This is a genomic window from Corallococcus exercitus (assembly GCF_003611585.1).
GTDB lineage: Bacteria > Myxococcota > Myxococcia > Myxococcales > Myxococcaceae > Corallococcus > Corallococcus exercitus.
Map to the genome: position 1 here is coordinate 1 of NZ_RAVW01000134.1, position 21,816 is coordinate 21,816.

At 70.9% G+C, this 21,816-nt stretch carries 18 protein-coding genes; 2 read left to right on the forward strand and 16 right to left on the reverse strand.

Features of this window, described 5'->3' with window-relative positions:
* From D7W79_RS18205 to D7W79_RS18265, 13 genes are all read right to left on the reverse strand, one after another.
* On the reverse strand, positions 1-1,153 hold a 1,153-nt coding region (locus D7W79_RS18205; RefSeq protein WP_208729765.1), incomplete at its 3' end, for a hypothetical protein.
* On the reverse strand, positions 1,150-4,920 hold the full coding sequence (locus D7W79_RS45775) for a baseplate J/gp47 family protein (protein ID WP_120526653.1): 3,771 nt from the start codon (positions 4,918-4,920) through the stop codon (positions 1,150-1,152). The genes D7W79_RS18205 and D7W79_RS45775, both read right to left, overlap by 4 nt.
* On the reverse strand, positions 4,917-5,117 hold the full coding sequence (locus tag D7W79_RS18215; RefSeq protein ID WP_120526654.1) for a hypothetical protein: 201 nt from the start codon (positions 5,115-5,117) through the stop codon (positions 4,917-4,919). The genes D7W79_RS45775 and D7W79_RS18215 overlap by 4 nt, the downstream gene beginning before the upstream one ends.
* On the reverse strand, positions 5,114-5,488 hold the full coding sequence (locus D7W79_RS18220; RefSeq protein ID WP_120526655.1) for a GPW/gp25 family protein: 375 nt from the start codon (positions 5,486-5,488) through the stop codon (positions 5,114-5,116). Before D7W79_RS18220 ends, D7W79_RS18215 begins: the two co-directional genes overlap by 4 nt.
* The gene (locus tag D7W79_RS18225) at positions 5,488-6,675 is read right to left on the reverse strand and encodes a phage late control D family protein (protein ID WP_120526656.1); all 1,188 of its coding nucleotides are present in this window, start codon (positions 6,673-6,675) and stop codon (positions 5,488-5,490) included. The genes D7W79_RS18220 and D7W79_RS18225 overlap by 1 nt, the downstream gene beginning before the upstream one ends.
* On the reverse strand, positions 6,675-6,953 hold the full coding sequence (locus tag D7W79_RS18230; RefSeq protein ID WP_120526657.1) for a LysM peptidoglycan-binding domain-containing protein: 279 nt from the start codon (positions 6,951-6,953) through the stop codon (positions 6,675-6,677). The genes D7W79_RS18225 and D7W79_RS18230 overlap by 1 nt, the downstream gene beginning before the upstream one ends.
* Before the next feature lie 9 nt (positions 6,954-6,962).
* Positions 6,963-7,691 carry a CIS tube protein gene (locus tag D7W79_RS18235; protein WP_120526658.1) on the reverse strand — a complete coding sequence of 243 codons (729 nt, stop codon included), beginning with the start codon at positions 7,689-7,691 and terminating at the stop codon, positions 6,963-6,965.
* Positions 7,688-7,906: a hypothetical protein gene (locus tag D7W79_RS18240; protein ID WP_147441960.1), complete on the reverse strand. Its 219-nt coding sequence runs from the start codon at positions 7,904-7,906 to the stop codon at positions 7,688-7,690. Before D7W79_RS18240 ends, D7W79_RS18235 begins: the two co-directional genes overlap by 4 nt.
* 20 nt (positions 7,907-7,926) lie before the next feature.
* A complete protein-coding gene (locus D7W79_RS18245) occupies positions 7,927-8,802 on the reverse strand; it encodes a hypothetical protein (protein ID WP_120526660.1) in 876 nt (291 codons plus the stop codon).
* A 1-nt stretch (position 8,803) separates the two neighbouring features.
* Positions 8,804-9,295: a phage tail protein gene (locus D7W79_RS18250; protein ID WP_120526661.1), complete on the reverse strand. Its 492-nt coding sequence runs from the start codon at positions 9,293-9,295 to the stop codon at positions 8,804-8,806.
* Between the two features lie 24 nt (positions 9,296-9,319).
* Positions 9,320-9,883 (reverse strand): phage tail protein, encoded by a 564-nt coding sequence (locus tag D7W79_RS18255; protein ID WP_120526662.1) that lies wholly within the window; start codon positions 9,881-9,883, stop codon positions 9,320-9,322.
* Positions 9,883-12,204: a phage tail sheath subtilisin-like domain-containing protein gene (locus tag D7W79_RS44280; protein WP_167497714.1), complete on the reverse strand. Its 2,322-nt coding sequence runs from the start codon at positions 12,202-12,204 to the stop codon at positions 9,883-9,885. The genes D7W79_RS18255 and D7W79_RS44280 overlap by 1 nt, the downstream gene beginning before the upstream one ends.
* 16 nt (positions 12,205-12,220) lie before the next feature.
* The gene (locus tag D7W79_RS18265) at positions 12,221-14,179 is read right to left on the reverse strand and encodes a hypothetical protein (RefSeq protein WP_120526664.1); all 1,959 of its coding nucleotides are present in this window, start codon (positions 14,177-14,179) and stop codon (positions 12,221-12,223) included.
* Between the two features lie 271 nt (positions 14,180-14,450).
* Here D7W79_RS18265 and D7W79_RS18270 point away from each other — a divergent pair, with 271 nt between their 5' ends.
* Both D7W79_RS18270 and D7W79_RS18275 read left to right on the forward strand, forming a co-directional pair.
* The gene (locus tag D7W79_RS18270) at positions 14,451-14,810 is read left to right on the forward strand and encodes a DUF1622 domain-containing protein (RefSeq protein ID WP_120526665.1); all 360 of its coding nucleotides are present in this window, start codon (positions 14,451-14,453) and stop codon (positions 14,808-14,810) included.
* 204 nt (positions 14,811-15,014) lie between these two features.
* Positions 15,015-17,333 carry a PAS domain-containing sensor histidine kinase gene (locus D7W79_RS18275; RefSeq protein ID WP_158616992.1) on the forward strand — a complete coding sequence of 773 codons (2,319 nt, stop codon included), beginning with the start codon at positions 15,015-15,017 and terminating at the stop codon, positions 17,331-17,333.
* Positions 17,334-17,343: 10 nt separating this feature from the next.
* Here D7W79_RS18275 and D7W79_RS44530 read toward each other — a convergent pair whose 3' ends face one another.
* The 3 genes from D7W79_RS44530 to carB form a co-directional block, all read right to left on the reverse strand.
* The gene (locus tag D7W79_RS44530) at positions 17,344-17,847 is read right to left on the reverse strand and encodes a hypothetical protein (RefSeq protein ID WP_171435518.1); all 504 of its coding nucleotides are present in this window, start codon (positions 17,845-17,847) and stop codon (positions 17,344-17,346) included.
* A 180-nt stretch (positions 17,848-18,027) separates the two neighbouring features.
* Positions 18,028-18,201, reverse strand: a complete 174-nt coding sequence (locus D7W79_RS43680; protein ID WP_158616993.1) for a hypothetical protein — start codon at positions 18,199-18,201, stop codon at positions 18,028-18,030.
* A 161-nt stretch (positions 18,202-18,362) separates the two neighbouring features.
* Positions 18,363-21,614 carry a carbamoyl-phosphate synthase large subunit gene (carB, locus tag D7W79_RS18280; protein ID WP_120526667.1) on the reverse strand — a complete coding sequence of 1,084 codons (3,252 nt, stop codon included), beginning with the start codon at positions 21,612-21,614 and terminating at the stop codon, positions 18,363-18,365.
* Positions 21,615-21,816: the final 202 nt, after the last annotated feature.

The window sequence follows — 21,816 nt, forward strand, 5'->3', positions numbered from 1 at the left end:
CCCCAAGCGGCCGGGCCACCCCCGCCTCCGCGCCGAAGGCGAGGTCCGCACGGTTCAGCGCCTCGCTGCCCTTGAGGATGACGAGCTGATCCCGCGCCTCCTGGATGAGGCTGTTCACGAAGGCATCCAGGAACGTGACCATCTGGTCCAACCGCACGGCGTGCAGCGCAGGGTCCTCGTCCGCGCATGGCGCCAGGGCCGCCTCCAGCGCGGCCAGTGCCTCCGCCTGCCGCTTCTGTAGATTTCGAAGCTGGCGGGCGAGGATCTCCTGCGACTCGGACAACGCCCCCACGGGACGGCCGGGCGGGGGCACCGCCTGCGCCACGACCTTCTGGGCCTCGCACAGCTGTTCGCAGAGCGCGTCCAGGGTGCCCTTGCACGCGGCATCCCCGCCCAGGTCCAGCGTCTTCATCAGCGACGCCAGCTTGCGAGCATCCTGCTTCGCCCGAGCCACCCGCCGCTCCTCCAGCGGACCGTGGCGCTGCACCTCGATGCGTTCCTGAAGGCCCGCGACCACCGACCCCGGCCCGAAGATGCCGCCCGTGGGCGGCGGAGCACCGGGCTCACCCGCCTCGCCGGAAGGCGCACCTGTGCCCCCCGTGCCCGTGCCGCCCGTGCCCGTGCCTCCGCCCGTCCCAGTTCCTGTTCCCGTCCCCGCCTCCGCGCCCGTGCGAGGAGGCAGGAACGCGCGAAGCTCATTGAGCTCCGGCAGCAAGCGCAGTGGCGCGAGCGTCTCGAAAACGGCGGCGGCCTCTTCCCCCTCCGCCGCTGAATTCACCGCCGTCCCAGCCGGCAGCGTGCCGCGCACGTTCGCCTTGCAGCGGAAGTGCTGGAGCCCCACCGCCGCGGTGCCCGGGCTCGGCCGGTAGCCGATGTGCCCAAGCAGCTTGGAGACGGAGTCCTCCAGCCGCGCGGTGGCGAGGAAGCCCTCCTCCGCCCACGCCTGCTGGTACGTCCACAGCACGTGCAGCGCCAGCGCCACGCTGTCGAGCAACCCGCGCCCCAGGTCCACCGAGGACGGTGCCGCGTACGCGAGCGGGTTCCACGTGGGTGCCTCGTCCAGCCGGGAGAAGACGATGCGCGCCGACTCTCCCAGGCGGGTGCGGAGCTGCTCATGCGTCAGCGCCTGGTGCGTGGAAGGAACGCGGCTCATCGCAGCCCTCCGCAGACCTGCACGGTGAGGACGCCTTCCGAGCCCGGCCAGTAACCTCCGCGAGCGGTGGCCACCTCCTCCGGTCCAATGGGGATGACGCCCGACTCCAGCCGCTCCTGCGCGTGGGGCTCCAGCCGGCGGAAGCGCTTCACCCGCACCGCCGTCACACCCGGCACGCGCAGCACCGCCTGGTACAGGTCCGCGAGCTGCACATCGCCGTTCAGGCCGGAGCGGTCCGGATCCAACAGGCCCCCGTCACCCGCGATGGCGCCCACCACCGCGTCGCGCACCTGATCCGCCTGCGCGTGCGGCGCGGCATCCACCTCCAGGTCCAGATCCAGAGGCACCCACCTGGGCGGCAGCGCTTCCACGTCCGCGCCCAGCAGGCGGATCTCCTCCAACCGCCGCCGCACCCCGGCCCAGCGGCGCAGCAGCTCGTCGCGGTCCAGCGTGTCCTCGTCGCGCAGCAGCACCGTCACGCGGATGACCGTGCGCAGGTCCCGGTCCACGACGCGCGCGGAGGCCCCGGCCACCTCCGGCATTTGCTGGAGCATCCGCACGTAGTCCTCGACGGTGACGGCGGACAGCGGCTGCGACACGCCCGCCGGCGCGCGATAGCGGATGGAGTCGAGCGACTCCGGATCCCGTCCCCCCACCGCGGGCAGCGGGTTGTCCACGCGCACCAGCAGGCGCAGGTCGTCCATCGACTGGGCCAGCAGCTCGCCCGCGGACGCGGAGCGCTGCGGATCCAACGGCACCTGGAGCAGCCGCGTGAGCACGCCCTCCCCCACGTTGGCCAACGTCCCCAGGCCGATCCGCAGTGACAGCCCCAGCGTCGTCTCACGAGGCGGCAGCGCGGCGCCGTTGATGCCATCGCCCCAGCGAAGGCTGGCACCGCCCGTGGGGGTCGCGCGCAGCACGATGACTTCATCCCCCGGCCCCTGGACGGACAGGTCGTCCACCAGCGTCCACGGGTCGTCCTCCACGCTCACCTGGAGCTGGGGCGTCCCGCGCCGGGATTCCTCTCCCGGCAATGGATACCCACAGGCCTGGACGCTGACCGGGTGGAACGGCAGGGCCCACTCGCGCTCCTGGCTGCCGTCCACGACGGGTGACAGCAGCGCTCGCCACTGCGCGAGGCTGCGCGCGAAGGGCTCCGCCGAGTCCGCCTCGAAGCCCTCCGGAAGCGGCGTCACCGGCAGCCCGTGATGCGCGGGCACCACGTTGCCCAGCACCGTCGCGCGAGGTCCGGGCGCGGGGTCCCCCGGGGCCAGGAACGCCTCCGGTGCGAAGCGGCGGGGATCCCACCCGACGAAGGTCGTATCGGTGGCGAGCGACACGGATGTCACGCGCACCACGTGCCCGCCCTCACCGCGTCCCCGGTAGAGGATCAGCCACCGGCCGGGCTCCAGCTCCGGGTAAAGACCCGCGAGCGTGGCTCCGGTGTCCCCCGGCAGCACGGACTCCGCGAGCGTCACGGCCTCCAGCCGGGGGAAGTACGACAGGGGCGACTCGGTAACGAACACCAGCGAGTGCTCGTCCGTGGTGGCATTCGCCACCAGCGTGTCGGCGGGTATCTCCAGCACGCCGCCCCCGGTGAGGAACTCCAGCGCGGTGGTGCCGGGTGGAAGCACGGGCAGGTGCAGCTCCTCCAGCCGGGCCTGCACCAGCGCGGCGAGCGCCGTTGAATCCAACCGGAACCGCAGCATCACGGTGGCGGAGAGTCCGGGGTCCGGCACGTAGTCCAGGCCCCGCGCGTGGTCCTCCACGGAGCGCCGCAGCCGGGCATCCTCCAGGAAGCCCTCCACCACCGCGCGCTCCTGCTGGTACGCCAGCGAGTCGAGCTGCGCGGCCACCGCCTCCAGCAGCATGGTCGTGAAGTCCGCGGGCCCCCGGTCCTCCCACGGAGTCATCACGGTGCGAGCCCGCTCCAGCATCACCGCCAGCAGCGACTGCGCGTCGCGAGCGCGGTAGTCCACCAACGCCCCGGGAGCCGGCCGCTCCGGCGCCGCGAGCCACGGGCGGGGCTGCGGATCCCGCACGTCACATCCCGGCACCACGTCGGGAGCCCACGCCCCCACGAACGGCGCAGGGTCTCGAGGACCATCGCCCGGCACGGGCACCGCCGCGCGCGAAATGGACGCATCGGGCACCAGCCGCAGGTCCACGGTCTCCGAGGGCGGAAGGCCACCGGTGAGGAGCACCGGAGGAACCTCCGGAGCACCGGGCGTGCGGTACGGCAGCGGCCCCACCTCCAGGAACGGCAGGCCCGCGCCTTGAGCGAACAGCGCGGGCGAAGCGGACAGCTCCGCGTCCGTCTCCAGCACGAAGGGCGCGCCCACGATGGCCGTGAACAGCGAGTCGTACGCGCGAATCTCCCCTGGCCCCAGCCGCAGCCCGTGCGCATGCCGGTGCCAGGTGAGCTGCGCCAGCAGCAGCTGCTCCGACTGAAGCCAGCCCGCGTGCACCGACGTCCAGGCCTCGGTGCGCCGCACCAGCGCCGTGCGAAGCCCGCCCTCCAGTTGCAGCGCGGTGCCGGTGATGACGAAGAGGGAGCAGTCCTCGACGGAGATCTCCCCCGGCGTGCCCACGTCCAGCACTGGCTCCAGGCCGCCCAGCGGCGCGGCCACGTGCAGGCCCACGACGTCCGCATCGGAGGGAAACGCAGGCAGCGTCAGCGGCCCCACGACCGAAGCCGACAGGGCATCCAGCGCGGCGGTGAGCCAGTCCGACCATGCCGAGGCCGGCTGCGAGGCCACCGGTACCGGCGCGGCCGACACCCGGCTCACCTCCACGTCGCGAACCGCCACCGGCTCCAGCGAAGGACCGCCCAGCACCCGCATGCCCGTGGCACGCGAGCCGCCCGCGACGTCCTCCACCTGCCCGATGCCTGTTTCGATGCACTGGCCGCCCAGCGCGAGCAGGCCCAGCGCGAACGCCCCCTGCACCCGCTGCACGGTGAAGCCGCGCACCTGCAACGCTCCAACCGAAGCAGCCATCAGGCCGACGCTCCACTCCGTCCCCAACGCCTTCACGTCGCTCACGGACACGTCCACCGCGGACAGGCCCTCGCCCTCCTCCCGGGCGACCAGCACCCGAGCGCCGGTCGCGCTCCCGCCGGACACCGTCGATACGGTGAGCTCGGACAGATCCGCGCGAGTGAAGCCCGCGAGTTCCACACCCACGGCCGCCCCCACGCCCACGACATCGCGCACGGTCACATCCGCCCACTGTGAGCGCTGGCAGACCGCCCGCACGCCGAAGGCCTCTCCCACCGTGGCCTCCACGGCTCCGATGGACAGGCCCGTGACCCGTGCCTCCGCCGCCAGGAGCCGGAGCCCCGTCGAGTCCTCGCCCTTCGCCGCAGTCACCGTAAGCGAGTCGATGGCCACCGTGCCGTCCGGTGTCTCCACGCTCAGCGCCGCGCAGTCGCCCGCTGCGTTGGCGCTCACCGTGACGTCCGCCACCTCCACCCGAGCCCCCAGGAGGATCAACCCGGCGTCCACCGCCACCACCGTCACGCCCGACAGGCCTGTGACGAGGCCCGTGACTTCAAGCGAGCCACCGTCGAGCTTCAGCGTCACGCCCGGCCCACCCGTGAGCCGCAGCGCATGCGCCGGAGTGCCGACGACGAGGTCCGTGGTGAGCACGCCCTCGCCCACGGGCAGCACCCACTCCACCTCGCCCGGCGGCGTCGCCGGCAGCGCGGCCTGGGCCGCCACGAGAGAGGCCTCCAGCGGCAAGGTCAGCAGGACGCGCGCGCTCACGGCGACGCCTCCAGGTCCCGGAGGAACGGCTCCGCATGCACCTCACCCGTCACGAGTGAGGCCTCCAGCGGCAAGGTCAGCAGAACGCGCACGCTCACGGCGGTGCCTTCCGGGTCCCGGAGGAACGGCTCCGCATGCACCTCACCCGTCACGAGTGAGGCCTCCAGCGGCAAGGTCGGCAGGACGCGCGCGCTCACGGCGGCGCCTCCAGGTCCCGGCGGAACAGCTCCGCGTACTCCTCACCTGTCGCCAGCAGCGTGTAGAGGATGTCCACGTAGAGCGTCGCGTCCTCGGCGATCACCTTCACCGCGTCCAGGCGCACCACGTCGCGCATGAACTCCTGCACGTTGAGCCGGATGATGTACTCGGTCGCGGCGGCGGCCTCCGGGCTCGCGGCGCCGAACACCATCCGCTGCACGCCGCACCCGAAGCGCGGCCGGTTCACCCGCTCGCCGGGCAGCGTGAAGAGCAGCTGCTCCAGCTGCTGCCGGACGACCTGCGTGGTCCCCACCGTGCGGGGCGTGCCCAGGTCTCCCAGCTGGAAGGGGAAGTGCAGGCCGCGCCCCATCACGCCACCCCGTTGAGCGCGTCGCGCGCCAGATCCACGTCGACTTCGTAGCGGGCCAGCGCCTCCGCCCACACCCAGCGGTGCCGCGCCCCGCGGACGTACCAGGTGCCATCCATCAGCTTGCCCGCGCCCACGAGCCCCACCGGACGCCGGGCGCGCAGGATGCGCTCGTACCGCAGCCCCTGCACCGTGCCGCTCGCCTCCGCCAGCCAGTCCGCCTCGCGGTAGTCCGCCCACGCCAGGTTCTCCACCTCCGGCACGTCGTGCGGCACGTCCACGAACTGCAATCCCACCGCCTTCGTCTGGGGCCGCTTGGGCAGCACCGCCGCCATGCGAGCCTGGAGGATGTCCGCGCGGCTGGTGCTCCCCATGCGAGGGAAGCGCGGCGCCGTCACCGTGGAGGAACGGATGCGCCGCGTGCGCTCGTCGATGTGCTCACCCCGCAGCTCCGTGGGGCGGTGGCTCTCCCAGCGGGCCTTGAGCTCGATGACGGACGGCGTGGAGCGTGGAATCAGCGACAGGTCCGGCTGCTTCGGTCCGTCTGGCCGGGGCAGGTGGAAGTGGCCCACGCACTCCGGCGCCGCGTTGGCGCCCGCGCCCACGGGGCCCTGCTTGCGCTCCACGAAGGCCTCGTAGCCATTGCGCCGCGCGAGCCACCGGATGAGCGACGCATCCGTGCCGCGCTGGAGCACCACCGCGCGATCCGGGTCGCGCACCGGCGCCGTCTCCTGCACATCCAGCGCGAAGCCATATTCGCCGTAGAGCTGGCGCACGATGCCCGCGTCGGACAACCCGCTGAACGACCGCGTGCGCTCCTCCAGGTGCATCAGGCACGACGCGTCCAGCCCGTACACCTCCAGCGACGAGTCCGGCACGCGCGAGGGGCCGAAGTACGGCTCGACCGCGGTGATGTACCCGTCGAACACCACCTCCTGCACGTCCGGCGCCTCGCTGTCCGGAAGCCCCAGCCCGAAGCTGATGGTGATGCGCTTGAGCAGCGCGAACCGGCCGTCCGCCAGCGCGTCCCAGTCCCCCGCGTCCGTGGGCGCCATGTCCAGCGACAGGTGGAAGGACGACGCATCATCGGTGCGCTCGTCCACCTCCAGGCGCGACACCCGGCTCCGGGCGTCCGTCATGGGCTGCCCGTCGACCCACAGCTGGAGGAACGCCGCGCGCTGCTCCGCCATCAGGGCTTCTCCGGGATGAGCAGCACTGTGCCCGGCACCAGGAGCGCCTCGGGCTCGAAGGTGGGGTTGGCGTCCACGATGCGCCACGCCTGGAACGGATCGCTGAAGTAGCGCTGCGCGAGCAGGTCCAACCGGTCCCCCGCCACCACCTTGTGCAAAAGGGATGTGGGCACGCTCGGCGCCACGCGGGGCACGTACAGCGACACCGTGGCGCCCTCCGGGCCCAGCGGCACCGCGTACGTCGGCAGGTCCTTGTGTCGCGAGGAGGGGTCGCTCATGGCCGCGTCTCAGCTCGCCCCGTTGAGCTTCGCCTGCGGCGCCAGGGCCTGCGCGATGAGGGTGCTCGCGTCCGCGCCCTTCACCGCCGCCAGGTCCTCCATCCTCAGGCGCAGGTCGCGCAGGTTGGCGAACGCCTGGGCCACCTTGTTGTTCGCCGCGTTCTCGCCCACCTCCAGGATGCGCATGCGCAGGTCCACCTCCGCGCGCAGCGGGTACAGCGCCGGGTCGAAGCGCTGCTCCACGATGGTCATGCCGGTGATGACCACCGGGAAGGTGCGCGGCCCCAGCATCAGCAAGAGCTCCGTGGGGTTGAGCGACACGAGCTTCGTCGCGGGCTTCTTCTCCTCCTCGCCCGTCTGGTCCTTGCCCAGCGCCATGCCCTCCAGGATGGCCAGCTCCGGCAGCACGCCCTGGGTGCCCTCCCCCTTCGTGTCGCGCAGGAGCGCCTCCGTCACGTCGAAGACGAGCTTGAGGGCAATCGTCTCGCTCTTGGCGTGCAGGCCGCCGCCGCGCTGGCCGTCGGTGAGGACCTTGGTCTGCTCGGGTGTCTTGCCGGGCTTCGTCTCCCACTGCCCCGCGCGCGTGCGCGTCACCGTCTCCGGGTTGTACTGGAAGCGCAGCGCGCGCACGGACGGCTCCGACTTCGTGTCGTCGGCCGTCTGCGGCAGCGTCACCAGCATGCCCTTCTGGAGCTGCTGGTCGAACGCGATGAGCGTCGGGTCCAGGTTGCGCGTCATCCGTTCCCCCGGACGCCGGTACCGGTCGACTCGCGCTGGGCGAGGCCGCGGGCAATGGCTTCGTTGTTCTTGTCCATCAGCGTCACCACCGTCTGGGTGAGCAGCTTCATGAACTCCTTGGGGTTCTCCGGCACGCTGCGCAGCATCCACGCGAGCTCACGCTCCAGCTCGCGGCGGGTGAGTCCGACCTGTCCTTGCACCGGGGGTGGGGCCATGGCGTGTGCGTCCTCTCTCGTCAGCTCCAGCCATCCACCAGCGGACGGCCTTCCAGCTCGTTGCGAAGCAGCTCCAGGTAGCGCCACCGCCGCGACCGCGGCAGGGCCAGGATGTCCGCCTCCGACCAGTGGTAGTGGAAGGCCAGCACGTGCACCTCCGTCTCCAGCCGCGCCGCCCCACCGCGCAGCTCGCGCGCCAGCAGCGCGAACGGATCCAGCTCCAGCTCCAGCCACGCGGCGCACTTCGGACAGCGCGCCAAAAGCCCCAGGTCCGGCGCGGACGAACCTTCCGCCAGCGCCAGCGCCACCGCGTGCCGCGAGCGAGGAGGCAGCGAAAGCCACGCGTCGGGCGTCAGCGCCTGACCCTCCACCACCACCAGCCGCGACCACAGGAGCGAGGACCGCTCCGCTCGGGTGCCCTGCGCGTCCGCGAGCAGCGCATCGTCCTCGCCCGTCGGCTCACGCACCTCCGCCCGCCCCTCCGGCAGCGCGAGGGTGAGCACCTCCGGCGCATCAGCGGCGCGCTCCGGTGAGAGCGCGGAGAGCCGCACGTCCACGTCCGCCATCGCCTCGCACCCGGGCGCCGGGCAGCGCGCCACCAGCGTCACCCGGTCCCCGTACAGCCGGGCCCGCAGGTGCAGCGCCAGGTGCTGCCGGTCCCCGCGCGTGAGGCAGGCCGCCAGCTCCGCGTCCACGCGCGGATAGTCCCCCAGCCGTCCCAGGCACGCCGCGAGCAACGCGCTCACCGCGCGCGGGCCGGGACGCTCGCCGGCCTGGGCCAGCGCCCACTCCTCGCGGCCGGTGAGCGGGCGCAATTCGCCCTGGCGGTGACAGCGGCCGTCCTCGTCGAAGAGGCCGTGCGGCAGCAGCACCGGGATGGGAGGCTCGAGGAGCACGTCAGACCACCGCCTCCAGCGTGAAGCCCTCGTGCTGGATCTCCACGGTCTCAATGAGGATCTCGTTCGCCTCCGCGGCGAGTTCCGACATCGCGGTGAACTTCGAGACCCACGCGTTGCGCAGCACGAACTTCTTCACCGCGCGGTTGAAGTCCAGGTCGTAGACGAGGATCTCCACCGTGCGCCGGTAGTCCGGCTCCGCGGCGCGGAAGCCCGGCGTGGCCTCGTGGCGGATGAGCTGGAGGGCCCAGTCCCGGAACGTGGTGTCCTGGGTGAGGCCCGCCTCCAGCGTGAAGGGCTCGTAGTGCACGCGGCCCGGGGACAGCTCGTCCACGGTGGAGGTGCTATTGCCGGAGCGGAACTTCACCACCTCCACGGTGCCGGTGAGGCCGGAGATCTTCCGGCACGCGGCCACCTCGATGTTGTTGAAGAGCACGCGGAAGTTGAAGTTGCGGTACGGGTCGCGCTTCGTGGATTCGACGAATCGGGGCATGGCGTTACTCCTCGAATGGGGACGTCAGGGCGTCGTGACGGTCGTCGCCGGCTTGGACAGGACGGGCCGGGGCACCGGTTCCCAGCCCTCGTGGGTGAGCTCCAGCGACAGGAGCGCCACCTCCCCCGCCATGGCGTCCAGCTTGGGCAGGGCGTGGAACTTGCTCACCCACGCGTTGTGCACGTGGAAGCTGCGGATGCGCGCCTCCAGGCCTCCGGGCGCGGGCACGTCCGTGGGGTGCGCGTAGGCGTCCCACAGGTCGATGAAGAGGTCGCGCTTCACCGGCTCGCCGGGCGCCTTGCCGGTGCGCGCGAACTCCAGCACCGCGCGCGCCCAGCGCTCCAGCGTGTCGTCCAGCGCCAGCCCCTGCTCCAGCACGAGCGGATCCCAGTTCACCTTGTGGGGCTGCGCGTAGCGGTGCAGGTTGTTGCCGCCCTCCCAGACCTCGAAGACCCCCACGTTGACGGACAGGCCGGACACGGAGCGCACCCCCGCCACGTACTCGCCGGCCGCGGACGTGCTCATCCGGAGCCGGAAGCGGAAGGTCCGCAGCGGGTTGCGGGCGTTGGCGGGGACGGGCGTGGGCATCAGGCCGCCAGCAGGCTCTTCTGGCTGATTTCGATGACCACGAACTCCGCGGGCTTCAGCGGCGCGAAGGCCACCTGCGCGGTGACGATGCCCGCGTCCACGTTCTCCTGCGGGTTGGTGCTCCGGTCGCAGACGACGCTGAAGGCCTCCTCGGGCGTGCTGCCCTGGAAGGCGCCCTGCCGGAACAGCCCCAGCATGAAGGACTCGATGGCGACGCGGATGCGGCCCCACAGCTCCTCGTCGTTGGGCTCGAACACCGCCCACATCAGGCCGCGCCGCAGGGACTCCTTGAGGAAGAGCGCGGTGCGGCGCACCGGGATGTAGCGCCACTCGGGGTCGGGCGACAGCGTGCGCGAGCCCCACGACACCAGCCCCACGCCGGGGAACTGGCGCAGGCAGTTGAGGCTCACCGGGTTGAGCAGGTCCTGCTCCTCGTCGATGACGGGGTACTGGAGGCCCAGCGCCTCGGAGATGGACGCCTCGATGCCGGCGGGCGCCTTCCACACGCCGCGCGTGGTGTCCGTGCGCGCGAAGAGACCCGCCACGTGGCCGGACGGAGGCACCAGCCGCGTGGGGTTGCGGCCCACGCCCACGGGGTCCGCCACGCGGATCCACGGGTAGAACATGGCGGAGTTCTTCGAGCGCGAAGGCAGCCCCTCCACGAACTGCTTCGCGTCGTCCGGCACGACGACGAAGTCCTTGTCCACGCCGCCGGGGCCGTCCGCGAGGAAGAAGCAGTCCCCCCGGTTGTCGCAGTACGCGATGCCGGCGGAGATGAACGACACCTCGTTCTTGCCGGGCAGCGCGACGATATTGACCTCCTCCGTGTCCAGCGCGTGCAGGCCCGTGCGCGACGCCGCGTCGCCCGCGAAGTCGGACGTGTCCAGCAGGCCCGTGCCGTCGTCGCCGCCCAGCAGCCGCACGTTCGTCACCGCCGCCGGACGCACGACGGGGTTCGCGGGCGAGTCGTCGGAGTAGCCCCGGGCGCGCGCCGGGAAGCCCAGCTGCCGGAGCATGGTGGGCACCGTGGGCTGGAGCGTTTCGCTGATGGACAGCTGGAGTCCATCGAAGGTCTCCGCCGTCAGCCCCGCCGAGCCGGCGGCGGCGGTGCCGGTGAAGCCGGTGGCGGAGAGCGACAGCGTGGAGGTGCCCGCGGCCGTGGCCAGCCCCGTGATGACGGTGTTGCCCTGCGCGTCCGTCACCACCGACGCGACCTTGCCGGCGAGCGCCGTCGCCAGCGAGTGGTTCAGCTCCGCGGGCGTCACCGCCCCCGCGTTCGCCGCGAGGATGGGGATGGGCACCACCGTGGTGGCACCCGGCGGCCCCACGGTGACCTTCGCGTCCTCCGGATCCAGGTCGTACGTCGCCCCCGCAGGCTTGGGGATGGTGAGCGTGGGCCCGGTGGCCACCTTCAGCGAAATCTCCGGCGAGTCCGTGCCGCCGATGACGAGGGTGTTGGTGAGCCCCGCGGCGGTGACGGCCTGGGTGAGGAAGGCCTTGAGCTGGGTGGCGTCCAGCTGCGCGCGGCCATTGGCGAACGTGGCGGCCGGCACCGCGGTCGTCACCAGGGACTGGGTGATGGGCACGTCCAGCGTCGTGCGGGGCAGGTCCGGCTGGGCCTCGTCCCAGGTGGAGAGCTGCAGCTTGCCGCCGTCGTAGAGGCTGTACTTCGTCCCGGACAGCACTGCGGCCTTGAGCCTGGGCGGAACGCCGGGAACGAGCACCGAGCCGGGCGGCTGCGCGGCCAGCCTCACCTGGAACTCGTCGCGCACGCGGATGTAGCGGGAGATGTCGTTGATGCGGTCAGCGACGTAATCCTCGCTGGACGGGTCCATGCGCACGTCCTCGAACGTCTCCAGGCGGCGCGTAGACCCGGCCTCCGTCCAGGTGACCTCCACGCGGAAGGCCTCGCTGGGGAAGTTGATGGAGTCGCTCACGTGGACGCGAAGGAAGTCGGACCACTCGCCCGCGCCCCGCGCGAGGAACGTGAGGGCGTTGAGGCCGCCACCCGCACGCGAGACGAGGGGCGCGGACGCGCCTGCCACCGCGTCGGAGGGCAGCACGCGCACGACGTAGGCGCGCCGTCCGCCGGAATCGAAGAAGGCCTCCACCGCCTGCGCGACGAGGCCCGCCTCCCCGGGCTCATGGCCTCCGAAGGCGCGCTCGTACTCGGCGAAGCCGGTGACGAACCAGGCCAGGCCCGGGATGCCGCGCGCCGTGCGACCGACGAACGCCGCCGTGGACGTGCCCACCCCTTCGATGGGGCGCGCACCGGCACTGATCTCTTCGACATAGACGCCCGGATGCAATCGCTCAGCCACGTTCATCCTCCTGGTTTCAGATGGTCCCGCGCCTGGCGGTATCGACTTCGGTGACGGACGTTCCCGGGTGACCGCTGGCGCCGCGCGAGGCACCGCGCGCGATGAGGTCCACCTGGGGCTTCTCGACGAGGCGGGCGGTGGGGCGCGCGTTCGGCTCGTCCATCAACGCGGAGACGCGGTAGTCCACGCAGCAGCGGTACAGGTGGTTCAGGAGGTCGTCGCGGCGGCGCAGCTGGGTCTGGAAGAAGAAGCACTCCTCCTCGAACACCAGCGTGCGGCCCCGGGCCCAGACCCCCTCCACGGGCTTGCTGAGCGTCACCGCGTCGCCGTCCAGCCCCAGCACCAGCGCCTGGAAGCGCCGCTTGCCCACGCGGTAGCCGTCCTCGCTCTCGCCCAGCACCACCACGTCGCCGACCTTGAGGCGCGAGGCCGCGGTGACGCTGCGGCGCAGCGCCGGATCCAACGGCCCCACGGGCTCCGCCACCAGGTGCAGGTGGTCCACCGTGAAGTCCAACGGCGTGCCCGTCTGCGCCCCCAGCATGAGCACCATGTCGCTGCCGGCGACGGTGACGCCGGGCGCGGCGACGGGCGGCGCGGGCGTGGCCTCCGCGTCCTGGAGCGGCTGCGGCATCCCATCCGCCGACAGCCACACCACGCCCTCCCCTGCCTCCAGCCGGGCGTGCAGCACCACGCCGGCCTCCAGTCGCTCCGAGGCAAGGCGCCAGCGCGTCTCCGCGACCTGCGTGCCGCTCCCCTGGGACAGCGTCGCGGTGGCCACCACCTCGCCCATGAGCCGGGTGCCCACCTGCTCATAGCGGACGACGAGCCGCAGCACGGGCTGCGCCTGCGACATCAGGACGGCCACCGGCAGCGTCTGCGCGGCCACCGCGCCGGAGGCGACCCGCAGCCCCACCGACAGCGCCAGTCCGTCCGGGGCCGGATTGTCGGCGTGGAAGGGATCCGGCACGGCGGGCATGGGGTAGACGAGGACGGAGGCAGTGCCGGTACCGGACAGGCGCAGGCCCTCGGAGGCCGGCAGGAAGGACGCGCCCGGCGTCAGGTCCACGCGCCCGCCGCGCGCGCGCTCCAGGCCCTGGTCACTGGCCTCCAGGTGCGCCAGGGACATGAGCGTGGTGGGCTCGCCGCGCGGCAGGAGCCGGAGCTGGGTGGCGCCGTCGGGCACGTCCTCGGCCAGGAGCGACGGGCGGAGGACCATCTGCCCGCGCGTGGGGATGGAGAGCGCCACCGTGTCCATGATGGACGCCAGGTCCACCTGCGAGCCCGCCCACAGGTCCACCTGCACGTCGATGGCCATGGCCTTGGGCGCGCGAATCTTGCTCAGGAACGCCCTGCCCTCCTGGGCCCGCTCCGGAGGCTCCAGGCCCAGGGGGCCCGCGATGCTGCCGGTGATGGGCAGCACCTCCACGCTGGAGCGGAACTCCATGGAGGCAATGCCCGCGTCGGAGCTGAGCGCGAGCCGGCTGCCCTCCACGTCCCAGCGCGCGGTGACGGCGGTGAGCGCTTCCAGCAGCAGGGGGTCCGTGAGCGGCGCGCCCGTGGGCTCCTGGAAGAGACCGCCGGTGAGCGCGTCCTCCAGCTTCGCGTTGATGGCGGCGACGAGCGAAGGGCCCGTGGCGGTGTTGGCGAACGAGCCACCCGGCAGGCCCGTGAGGGTGACGGTGGCGCGGCCATCCAGGCGCAGCTTGAGCGAGCCGCCCGGGGGCACGCTGTCCGAGGCGGCGCGAGGCCTGCCGAGGAGGTGGCCCGGGACGCGGACGGTGGCGACGCCGGTGCGGCCGTTCTCGCGCTCGGGTTCGGGGAAGAGGCCCAGCGGACCGACGACGGAGAAGAAAGGCACGCGTGACGGCCGGTAACCCTCATCCACGTAGCCATGCGCGGCGAAGACGCGCACGTCGCCGCTGCGCAAAGCCATCCGGCCCTGCCACAGCAGTCCGCTGAGGATCTCGCGAATCACGCGAAGCGACCCTTCAGGGCAGTGTCATGTCTGGTTTCAAGCTGCTGCGTCACGGCCCCCCCCGGCACCCCGCAGAACCGCCTGTCCTTCGCACGCATCCCGCGAAGGGCGGCGACAATGAACCAGGAACTCGGCGCGCGTCAACACTGCACGCATGTCTTGCTTTGACGGAATGTGTGTCAATTCTGACGGGGGCCCCATCCCATGGGGAGGGGCGACGGGGTGGCTGTCCGCTGTATCGCGAGCCATCTTCTCGGGGAGGGAGCGGCGGATGACATTCGCGGACTTCGTGGCGCTGGCCGCCCAGCTGTTCGAGGCGTCAGGCGTGGGCGTGATGGTGTTGGGAGCGTTGGTCTCCGTGGCGCTCGTCATCCCGGACGTCCGCAGCCTGCGGCGCGCGGATGCGTACCGGCAGCTGCGCCACCGCCTGGGCCGCGCCATCCTGTTGGGGCTGGAGCTGCTCGTCGCGGCGGACATCATCCGCACGGTCGCGGAGGCGCCCACGCTGCGGCAGGTGAGCATCCTGGGCCTCATCGTCCTCATCCGGACCTTCCTCAGCTTCACGCTGGAGGTGGAGACCGACGGACGCTGGCCCTGGCAGTCGCGCCCGCGAGACGAGGACGGGAAGTGAGGGCCCGGCCTTCCGGCTGTCTGTCGTCGGGGCCGTTCGTGAGGGCGCGGCCAATCAGTGGCTGCGCCTCCAGGTGGGCGCGGACTGCCCTCGCGGGTTGCGGATGCACACCCTCCAGGTCAGGCCACTCCCATGGTGGGAAGCGGCGTTACGGGGCCCTGCCTCCAAGCTCGCCGGGAAGGGCCGGGGTCAGAGGAGGCGCGCGTGGAGAGTCACAGCGCAAGCTTCGACCCGGAGGCCCCCGAGTCCATCACCGATGCGCACTCCCGGCTGCTCCTCGAGACGCTGGTGGCGAGCACGCCGGTGGGGCTCGCGGTCGTGGACATGGAGCAGCGCTTCGTCCAGGTCAACGACGCGCTCGCCGCCATGAACGGCCTCCCGCGCGCGGCCCACCTGGGCCGCAAGGTGAAGGAGATCGTCCCGGAGCTGTGGCCCACGCTCCGCCCCCAGTACCAGCGCATCCTGGACGGGGGGGCCGCGCAGACGGTGGAGGTCAGCACCGCCACGTCGAAGGACATGGGCATCGAGCGCCACTTCCTCGTCGGCTACTACCCGGTGCGCACGGAAGCGGACGTGCTGCTGGGCATCGGCGTCACCGTCACGGAGGTCACCGAGCAGCGGAGGGCCCATGACGCGCTCCGGGCCAGCGAGCAGCGATACCGCTCACTGGTGGAGGCCATGGCGCAGCCGGTGTGGACCACCAACGCCCGGGGAGAGGTCGTGGAGCCCGCGCCGCGCTGGATGGACTTCACCGGCCAGACGCACGCGGAGCACCTGGGGCTGGGCTGGCTCACCGCCATCCACCCGGATGACCGCAAGCGCGTGGTGCGCGGCTGGGTGGAATCCCTGCGCACGAAGACGTCCTACCAGGGCGAGTTCCGCCTGCGCTTCCGCGCCGGGGGCTACCGGGACGTCGTGGGCCGGGCCGTTCCCGTGTTCGGGGACAAGGGCGCCATCCGCGAATGGGTGTCCACGGCGGAGGACATCACCGAGCGCAAGCAGGCGGAGGCCCGGGCGGAGAACGAGCGCGCGAGGCTGAGCGCCGTGCTGACAAGCGCCCCGGCGTCCATCGCCATCCTTTCCGGAGAGCGACAGGTCTTCACGCTGGTGAACCCCCTCTACAAGCAGCTGTCGGGAGGCGCGGACCTGATAGGCATCTCCATCAAGGACGTCGCGGACGCCCGGGGGCTCGAGTACTCGCGGATGCTGGAGCGGGCCTATACCCAGGGAGAGGCGTTGATCGAGAAGGAGGTCGCGATCACCACCGACTTCCAGGGCGACGGGAAGCCATCGACGCGGCAATTCGACGTCGCGTACCAGCCGCTGCGCGACGTGAACGGCCAGGTGGATTCCGTCCTGTCCTTCTCCATCGACGTGACGGAGCGGGTGGAGGCCCGGAAGAAGCTGGAGGAGTGGGCCGCGTCGCTGAGGAACCAGCAGCAATGGCTGGAGGCGGTGCTGGACCGGACGCCGGTGGCGCTGATCCTGGTGGAGCCCCGGACCGGCCGGGTCCTCTTCGCGAACCAGGTGGCCCGGCAGATGGCCGGCGGCGACTTCCCCGGGGGCCTGCGGGAGGAGACCTATTCGGGCGAGCACCGCTTCACGGACGAAGCAGGCCGGGAGATGACCATGGATGAGATCCCCGGCGTCCGGGCGGCGAAGGGCGCGTCCGTGCACGGGGAGCCGGTCGTCTGGCACACGCCCACTGGGCACTACTCGTTGCTGGTGGAGGCGGCCCCCCTGCCCGCCCAGCACGGCCATCCCGCTTCGGTCCTCCTGGGGCTCCAGGACGTCACCGAGCTGCGCAAGACGCAGGCACAGCTCCAGCACGCGGTGTCCCTGCGGGACGAGTTCCTGACGGTGGCGTCGCACGAATTGAAGACGCCGCTGACGCCGTTGCAGCTCAAGCTCCAGGCGCTGGTGAAGGACGCGCAGTCCGCCCAGACGCTGGAGGCGCTGCGGGAGCGCGTATTGAAGACGGCGGAGACCGTCTCCGGGCAGGTCAGGAAGATGACCACGCTCATCAACGACCTGCTGGAGGTGACGCAGCTCACGGGCCCCGCCGCGCCGCTGCGGCTGGAGGAAGTGGACCTGGCGGACGTGGTGCGCGAGGAGGTGGAGCGCTTCAAGGCGCAGGCGGTGAAGGTGGGCTGCGAGCTCATCGTCGAAGCTGCCCCGGGCGTGGTGGGGCGTTGGGACCGCCACCGGCTGGAGCAGGTGGTGAGCAGCCTGCTGTCCAACGCCCTGAAGTACGGCGCGGGCCACCCGGTGACGCTCCGGGTGGAGAAGAGCCTGGGCCAGGCCCGGCTGAGCGTGAGGGACGAAGGCATCGGCATCGCGCAGGGGAGCCTCCAGGCCATCTTCGAGAAGTTCACCCGCGCCGTGTCGACAAGGCATTACGGAGGTCTGGGATTGGGCCTCTTCATCACAAGGCAGATTGTCGAAGCCCACCACGGCACCCTGCGCGCGGAGAGCCAACCCGGGCAGGGTGCGACGTTCATCGTGGAGCTGCCTGTGGCTTGAGCATCCCCAATCAGTACCGTCCCCTGTTTTCCAACGACGTTACCTCCCAGCCATCTCCGGAGCGCACGAGCTCGACATCGGACCACCCCCCGCACAGCCCCCCGCAGTACACGTTCAGCGTGGCGTGGACCTTGTCTCTGGTCGCCCAATCAAAGTCTCGGACAGACAGGAACGACCCTGTAATCTTGGCTGCCGTCCCAGCAACGGCTCCAGGACGCCGGCCAGCCAAGGTGACACCGGCTGCGGAAATCTTGCACTCATCGACAGGCACCACGAACCGTGGCCCCTCGCGATTCCATCCGGAGAACGGGGCGGATTTGTAGCTCTCAAAATCAAGACAATAGACGAGTCCATCACCAAGACTGGCCTCGGAGAAGGGCTGCGCCAGCACATGCTGGAACACGGCAGCCCGAATGCGGTCTGTATCGTAGGCCTCCGTTACCTCTCTGCGCGCGTGACCGCATCCTGCGATGGCCAATGATGCCCCGAGCAGCGCCCGCATTGACGCCTTCATGGTCTGACATTCTCCAATTCCCAGCCGACACGGCCAACGACAGATATCGCGACTCAGAGCAGGTTCAGTTTCTCGCCCTTGGAGCACGCGCAACACGTCTGCCTTGCGCGACGCCAGGTTCTTCACGACCCTGGCGAAGAAGGTAGGATCAAACCCAGCCGCGGGTGCATCACCGTTCCGTCATCGGATCATCACCGCGCTGAAGGCCACGTCACAGAACGCCTGCTCGACGGGGTCGGTAATGCTCGCACGGAGCGCCGTCACGTCCTGTGCCCCCAGGAACACCTGCGTACAGGCCCCGGCCGGATGCTCCTCGGCCTCGCGGGGAACGTCACGCCCAGTCGCCGCGCACACGCGTCGATGGCTTCCGGCGTCGCGCCAGGTCCGAAGTGGACCTCCATCCCGATTCGTGACGCCGCCTTCTTGAGCGCAGGCCGGAACCTTTCGACGCGCGTGCATCCGCTCCAAAAAAAAGCGGCCCCCGGTCACCCGGGGGCCGCGAACCCTGACGGCAACTACTTCCGCGCCGGAGGCACGCCGTTCTCGCCGTACAGGTACGCCTGCAGCGGCTTCACCGCGAGGTCCGAGCGCTTCAGCGACTCCAGCGCGCCCACCGCCATGCGCGCCGCCTGCACCGTCGTGTAGTACGGCACCGAGTGCATCAGCGACTCACGGCGGATGGAGAAGCTGTCCGCGATCTCCTGCTTGCCGAAGGTGGTGTTGATGACCAGCACGATCTCCCCGTCGACGATCTTGTCGACGATGTTCGGCCGGCCCTCCTTCACCTTCTGCACCCGCTGCGACTCGATGCCCTTCGTCTGCAGGTAGTCGTGCGTGCCCGCCGTCGCCGTCAGGCTGAAGCCCAGGGACCGCAGGCGCCGGGCCAGATCCACCACCGCGGGCTTGTCCTCGTCCTTCACGGAGATGAACACCCGGCCCGTCTTGGGCAGCTTCACGCCCGCCGCCAGCTGGCTCTTCGCGAACGCCGACGCGTAGTCCTCCGCCAGGCCCATCACCTCGCCCGTGGACTTCATCTCCGGGCCCAGGATCACATCCACCCCGGCGAAGCGCGCGAACGGGAAGACGCTCTCCTTCACCGCGACGTGCCGGAACTCCGGCTCCTCCGTGCGGCCCAGCTCCTTCAGCGTCTTGCCCACCATGCAGAGCGCGGCGATCTTCGCCATCGGCATGCCCGTGGCCTTGGAGATGAACGGCACCGTGCGGCTGGCGCGCGGGTTCACTTCCAGGATGTAGATGTTCTTCCCCTGGATGGCGAACTGCACGTTCATCAGGCCCACCACGCCCAGCTCGCGCGCCATGGCGATGGCCTGGTCCTTCATCCGCTCCACCAGGTCCGGCGACAGCGAGTGCGGCGGCAGCGTCGCCGCCGCGTCACCCGAGTGCACGCCCGCCTCCTGGATGTGCTCCAGCACGCCGCCAATCAGCACCTGCCCCGTGCGGTCCGCCACCAGGTCCAGGTCCACCTCGATGGCGTCCTTCAGGAAGCGGTCGATGAGCACCGGGTGCTCCGGCGACGCGCTCACCGCCTCGCGCATGTAGCGCTCCAGGCTGGACGCGTCGTAGACCGTCTCCATCGCCCGCCCGCCCAGCACGTAGGACGGACGCACCATCACCGGATAGCCGATGCGCTCGGCCACCTTGAAGGCCTCCGCGTGGCTGCGCGCGACGCCGTTCTCCGGCTGCTTCAGGCCCAGCTTCTCGATCAGCTTGGAGAACTTCTCGCGGTCCTCCGCCCGGTCGATGGCGTCCGGCGACGTGCCCAGGATGGGCAGCCCCGCCTGCTCCAGCGGCACGCTCAGGCGCAGCGGCGTCTGCCCGCCGAACTGCACGATGGCGCCCACCGGCTTCTCGCGCTGGGACACCTCCAGCACGTCTTCAATGGTCAGCGGCTCGAAGTAGAGGCGGTCGGACGTGTCGTAGTCCGTGGACACCGTCTCCGGGTTGCAGTTGACCATCACCGTCTCGTACCCGGCCTCGCGCAGCGCGAAGGCCGCGTGCACGCACGCGTAGTCGAACTCGATGCCCTGGCCGATGCGGATGGGGCCGCTGCCCAGGATCAGCACCTTCTGCCGGTCCGTGGGGGGGGCCTCGTCCTCCTCCTCGTAGGTGGAGTACAGGTAGGGCGTGTACGCCTCGAACTCCGCGGCGCAGGTGTCCACCCGCTTGAACACCGGACGGATGCCGCGCGAGTGCCGGTGCGCCCGCACTTCCGCCTCCGGGTAGCCCATCAGGTTGCCCAGGTACTTGTCGGAGAAGCCGTGCGCCTTCGCCTGACGGAGCACGTCGTCCGGCAGGTGATCCAGGCGGCCGATGTCCGCCAGCGCCTGCGCCTCGTGCACCAGCGCCTCGATGTGCCGCAGGAACCACGGGTCGATGGCGGAGAGCTGGTGCACCTGCTCCACCGTCATGCCCTCGCGGAACGCCTGCGCCACGAACCACGGGCGCTCCGGCCGGGGCACGCGCAGCCCCTCGTTCAGCACCTTCTGCCGCTCCTCCTTCTCCGTGGGCAGCTCCGGCGACTCCAGGCCCACGCGCCCCAATTCCATGGAGCGCAGCGCCTTCATGTACGCCTCGGGGAAGGTGCGGCCAATGGCCATCACCTCGCCCACCGAGCGCATGCTCGTCGTCAGCGTGCGGTCCGCCTTGGGGAACTTCTCGAAGTTGAAGCGCGGAACCTTCACCACCACGTAGTCCAGCGTCGGCTCGAAGGAGGCCGGCGTGTCGCGGGTGATGTCGTTGCGCAGTTCGTCCAGCGTGTAGCCCAGCGCCAGCTTCGCGGCGACCTTCGCGATGGGGTAGCCCGTCGCCTTGGACGCCAGCGCGCTGGAGCGCGACACTCGCGGGTTCATCTCGATGACGACCATGCGGCCGTCGCCCGGGTGGATGCCGAACTGGATGTTGGACCCACCCGTGTCGACGCCAATCTCGCGGATGATGGCCAGCGAGGCCTGCCGCATGCGCTGGTACTCGCGGTCCGTCAGCGTCTGCGCGGGCGCCACGGTGATGGAGTCACCGGTGTGCACGCCCATCGGATCCAGGTTCTCGATGGAGCAGATGATGATGACGTTGTCCGCGGAGTCACGGACCACCTCCAGCTCGTACTCCTTCCACCCGAGCACGCTCTCCTCCACGAGGATGGTGGAGGTGGGGCTCGCCTTGAGGCCCGAGCGGCAGATGGCCTCGAACTCCTCGCGGTTGTACGCGATGCCGCCGCCCGTACCACCCAGCGTGAAGGACGGACGGATGATGGCCGGGAAGCCGATCTCCTCCACCAGCGCCATGGCGTCCGAGAGCGTCGTGGCGTAGCCGCTCTTGGGCAGCGACACGCCGATCTTCTGCATGGCCGCCTTGAAGAGCTGGCGGTCCTCGGCCTTGTTGATGGCCTCCAGCGACGCGCCGATGAGCCGCACCCCGTACTTCTCCAGGATGCCCCTCTCCGCGAGCGCCTTCGCCAGGTTCAGCGCCGTCTGCCCTCCCATGGTGGGCAGGAGGGAGTCCGGGCGCTCGGCGGCGAGGATCTTCTCCGCAGCCTCCACGGTGATGGGTTCAATGTAGGTGCGGTGCGCGAACTCTGGGTCCGTCATCACCGTGGCGGGGTTGCTGTTGAGCAGCACCACCTCCACGCCCTCGTCCCGAAGCGCCTTGATCGCCTGGGTGCCTGAGTAGTCGAACTCGACGGCCTGCCCGATGACAATCGGGCCCGAGCCAATCACGAGAACCTTCCGGATATCAGTGCGCTTAGGCATCGGGCGCCCCCCATACCAACGTCCGCCCCCACATGCACGCGGTGCGTTGTGGCATCCGAAGAGACCGTCCGATGCCCGCTCGCTCGGGGGACCCCGGCCCGGCGTCCTCTGCTACGCTGCCGCGCTTCCCTCCGGAGGTTTCATGCGTCGCTGGCCCCTGGCCCTGCTCGTCCTTCTTGCCGCGCCCGCCCTCGCCCAGGAC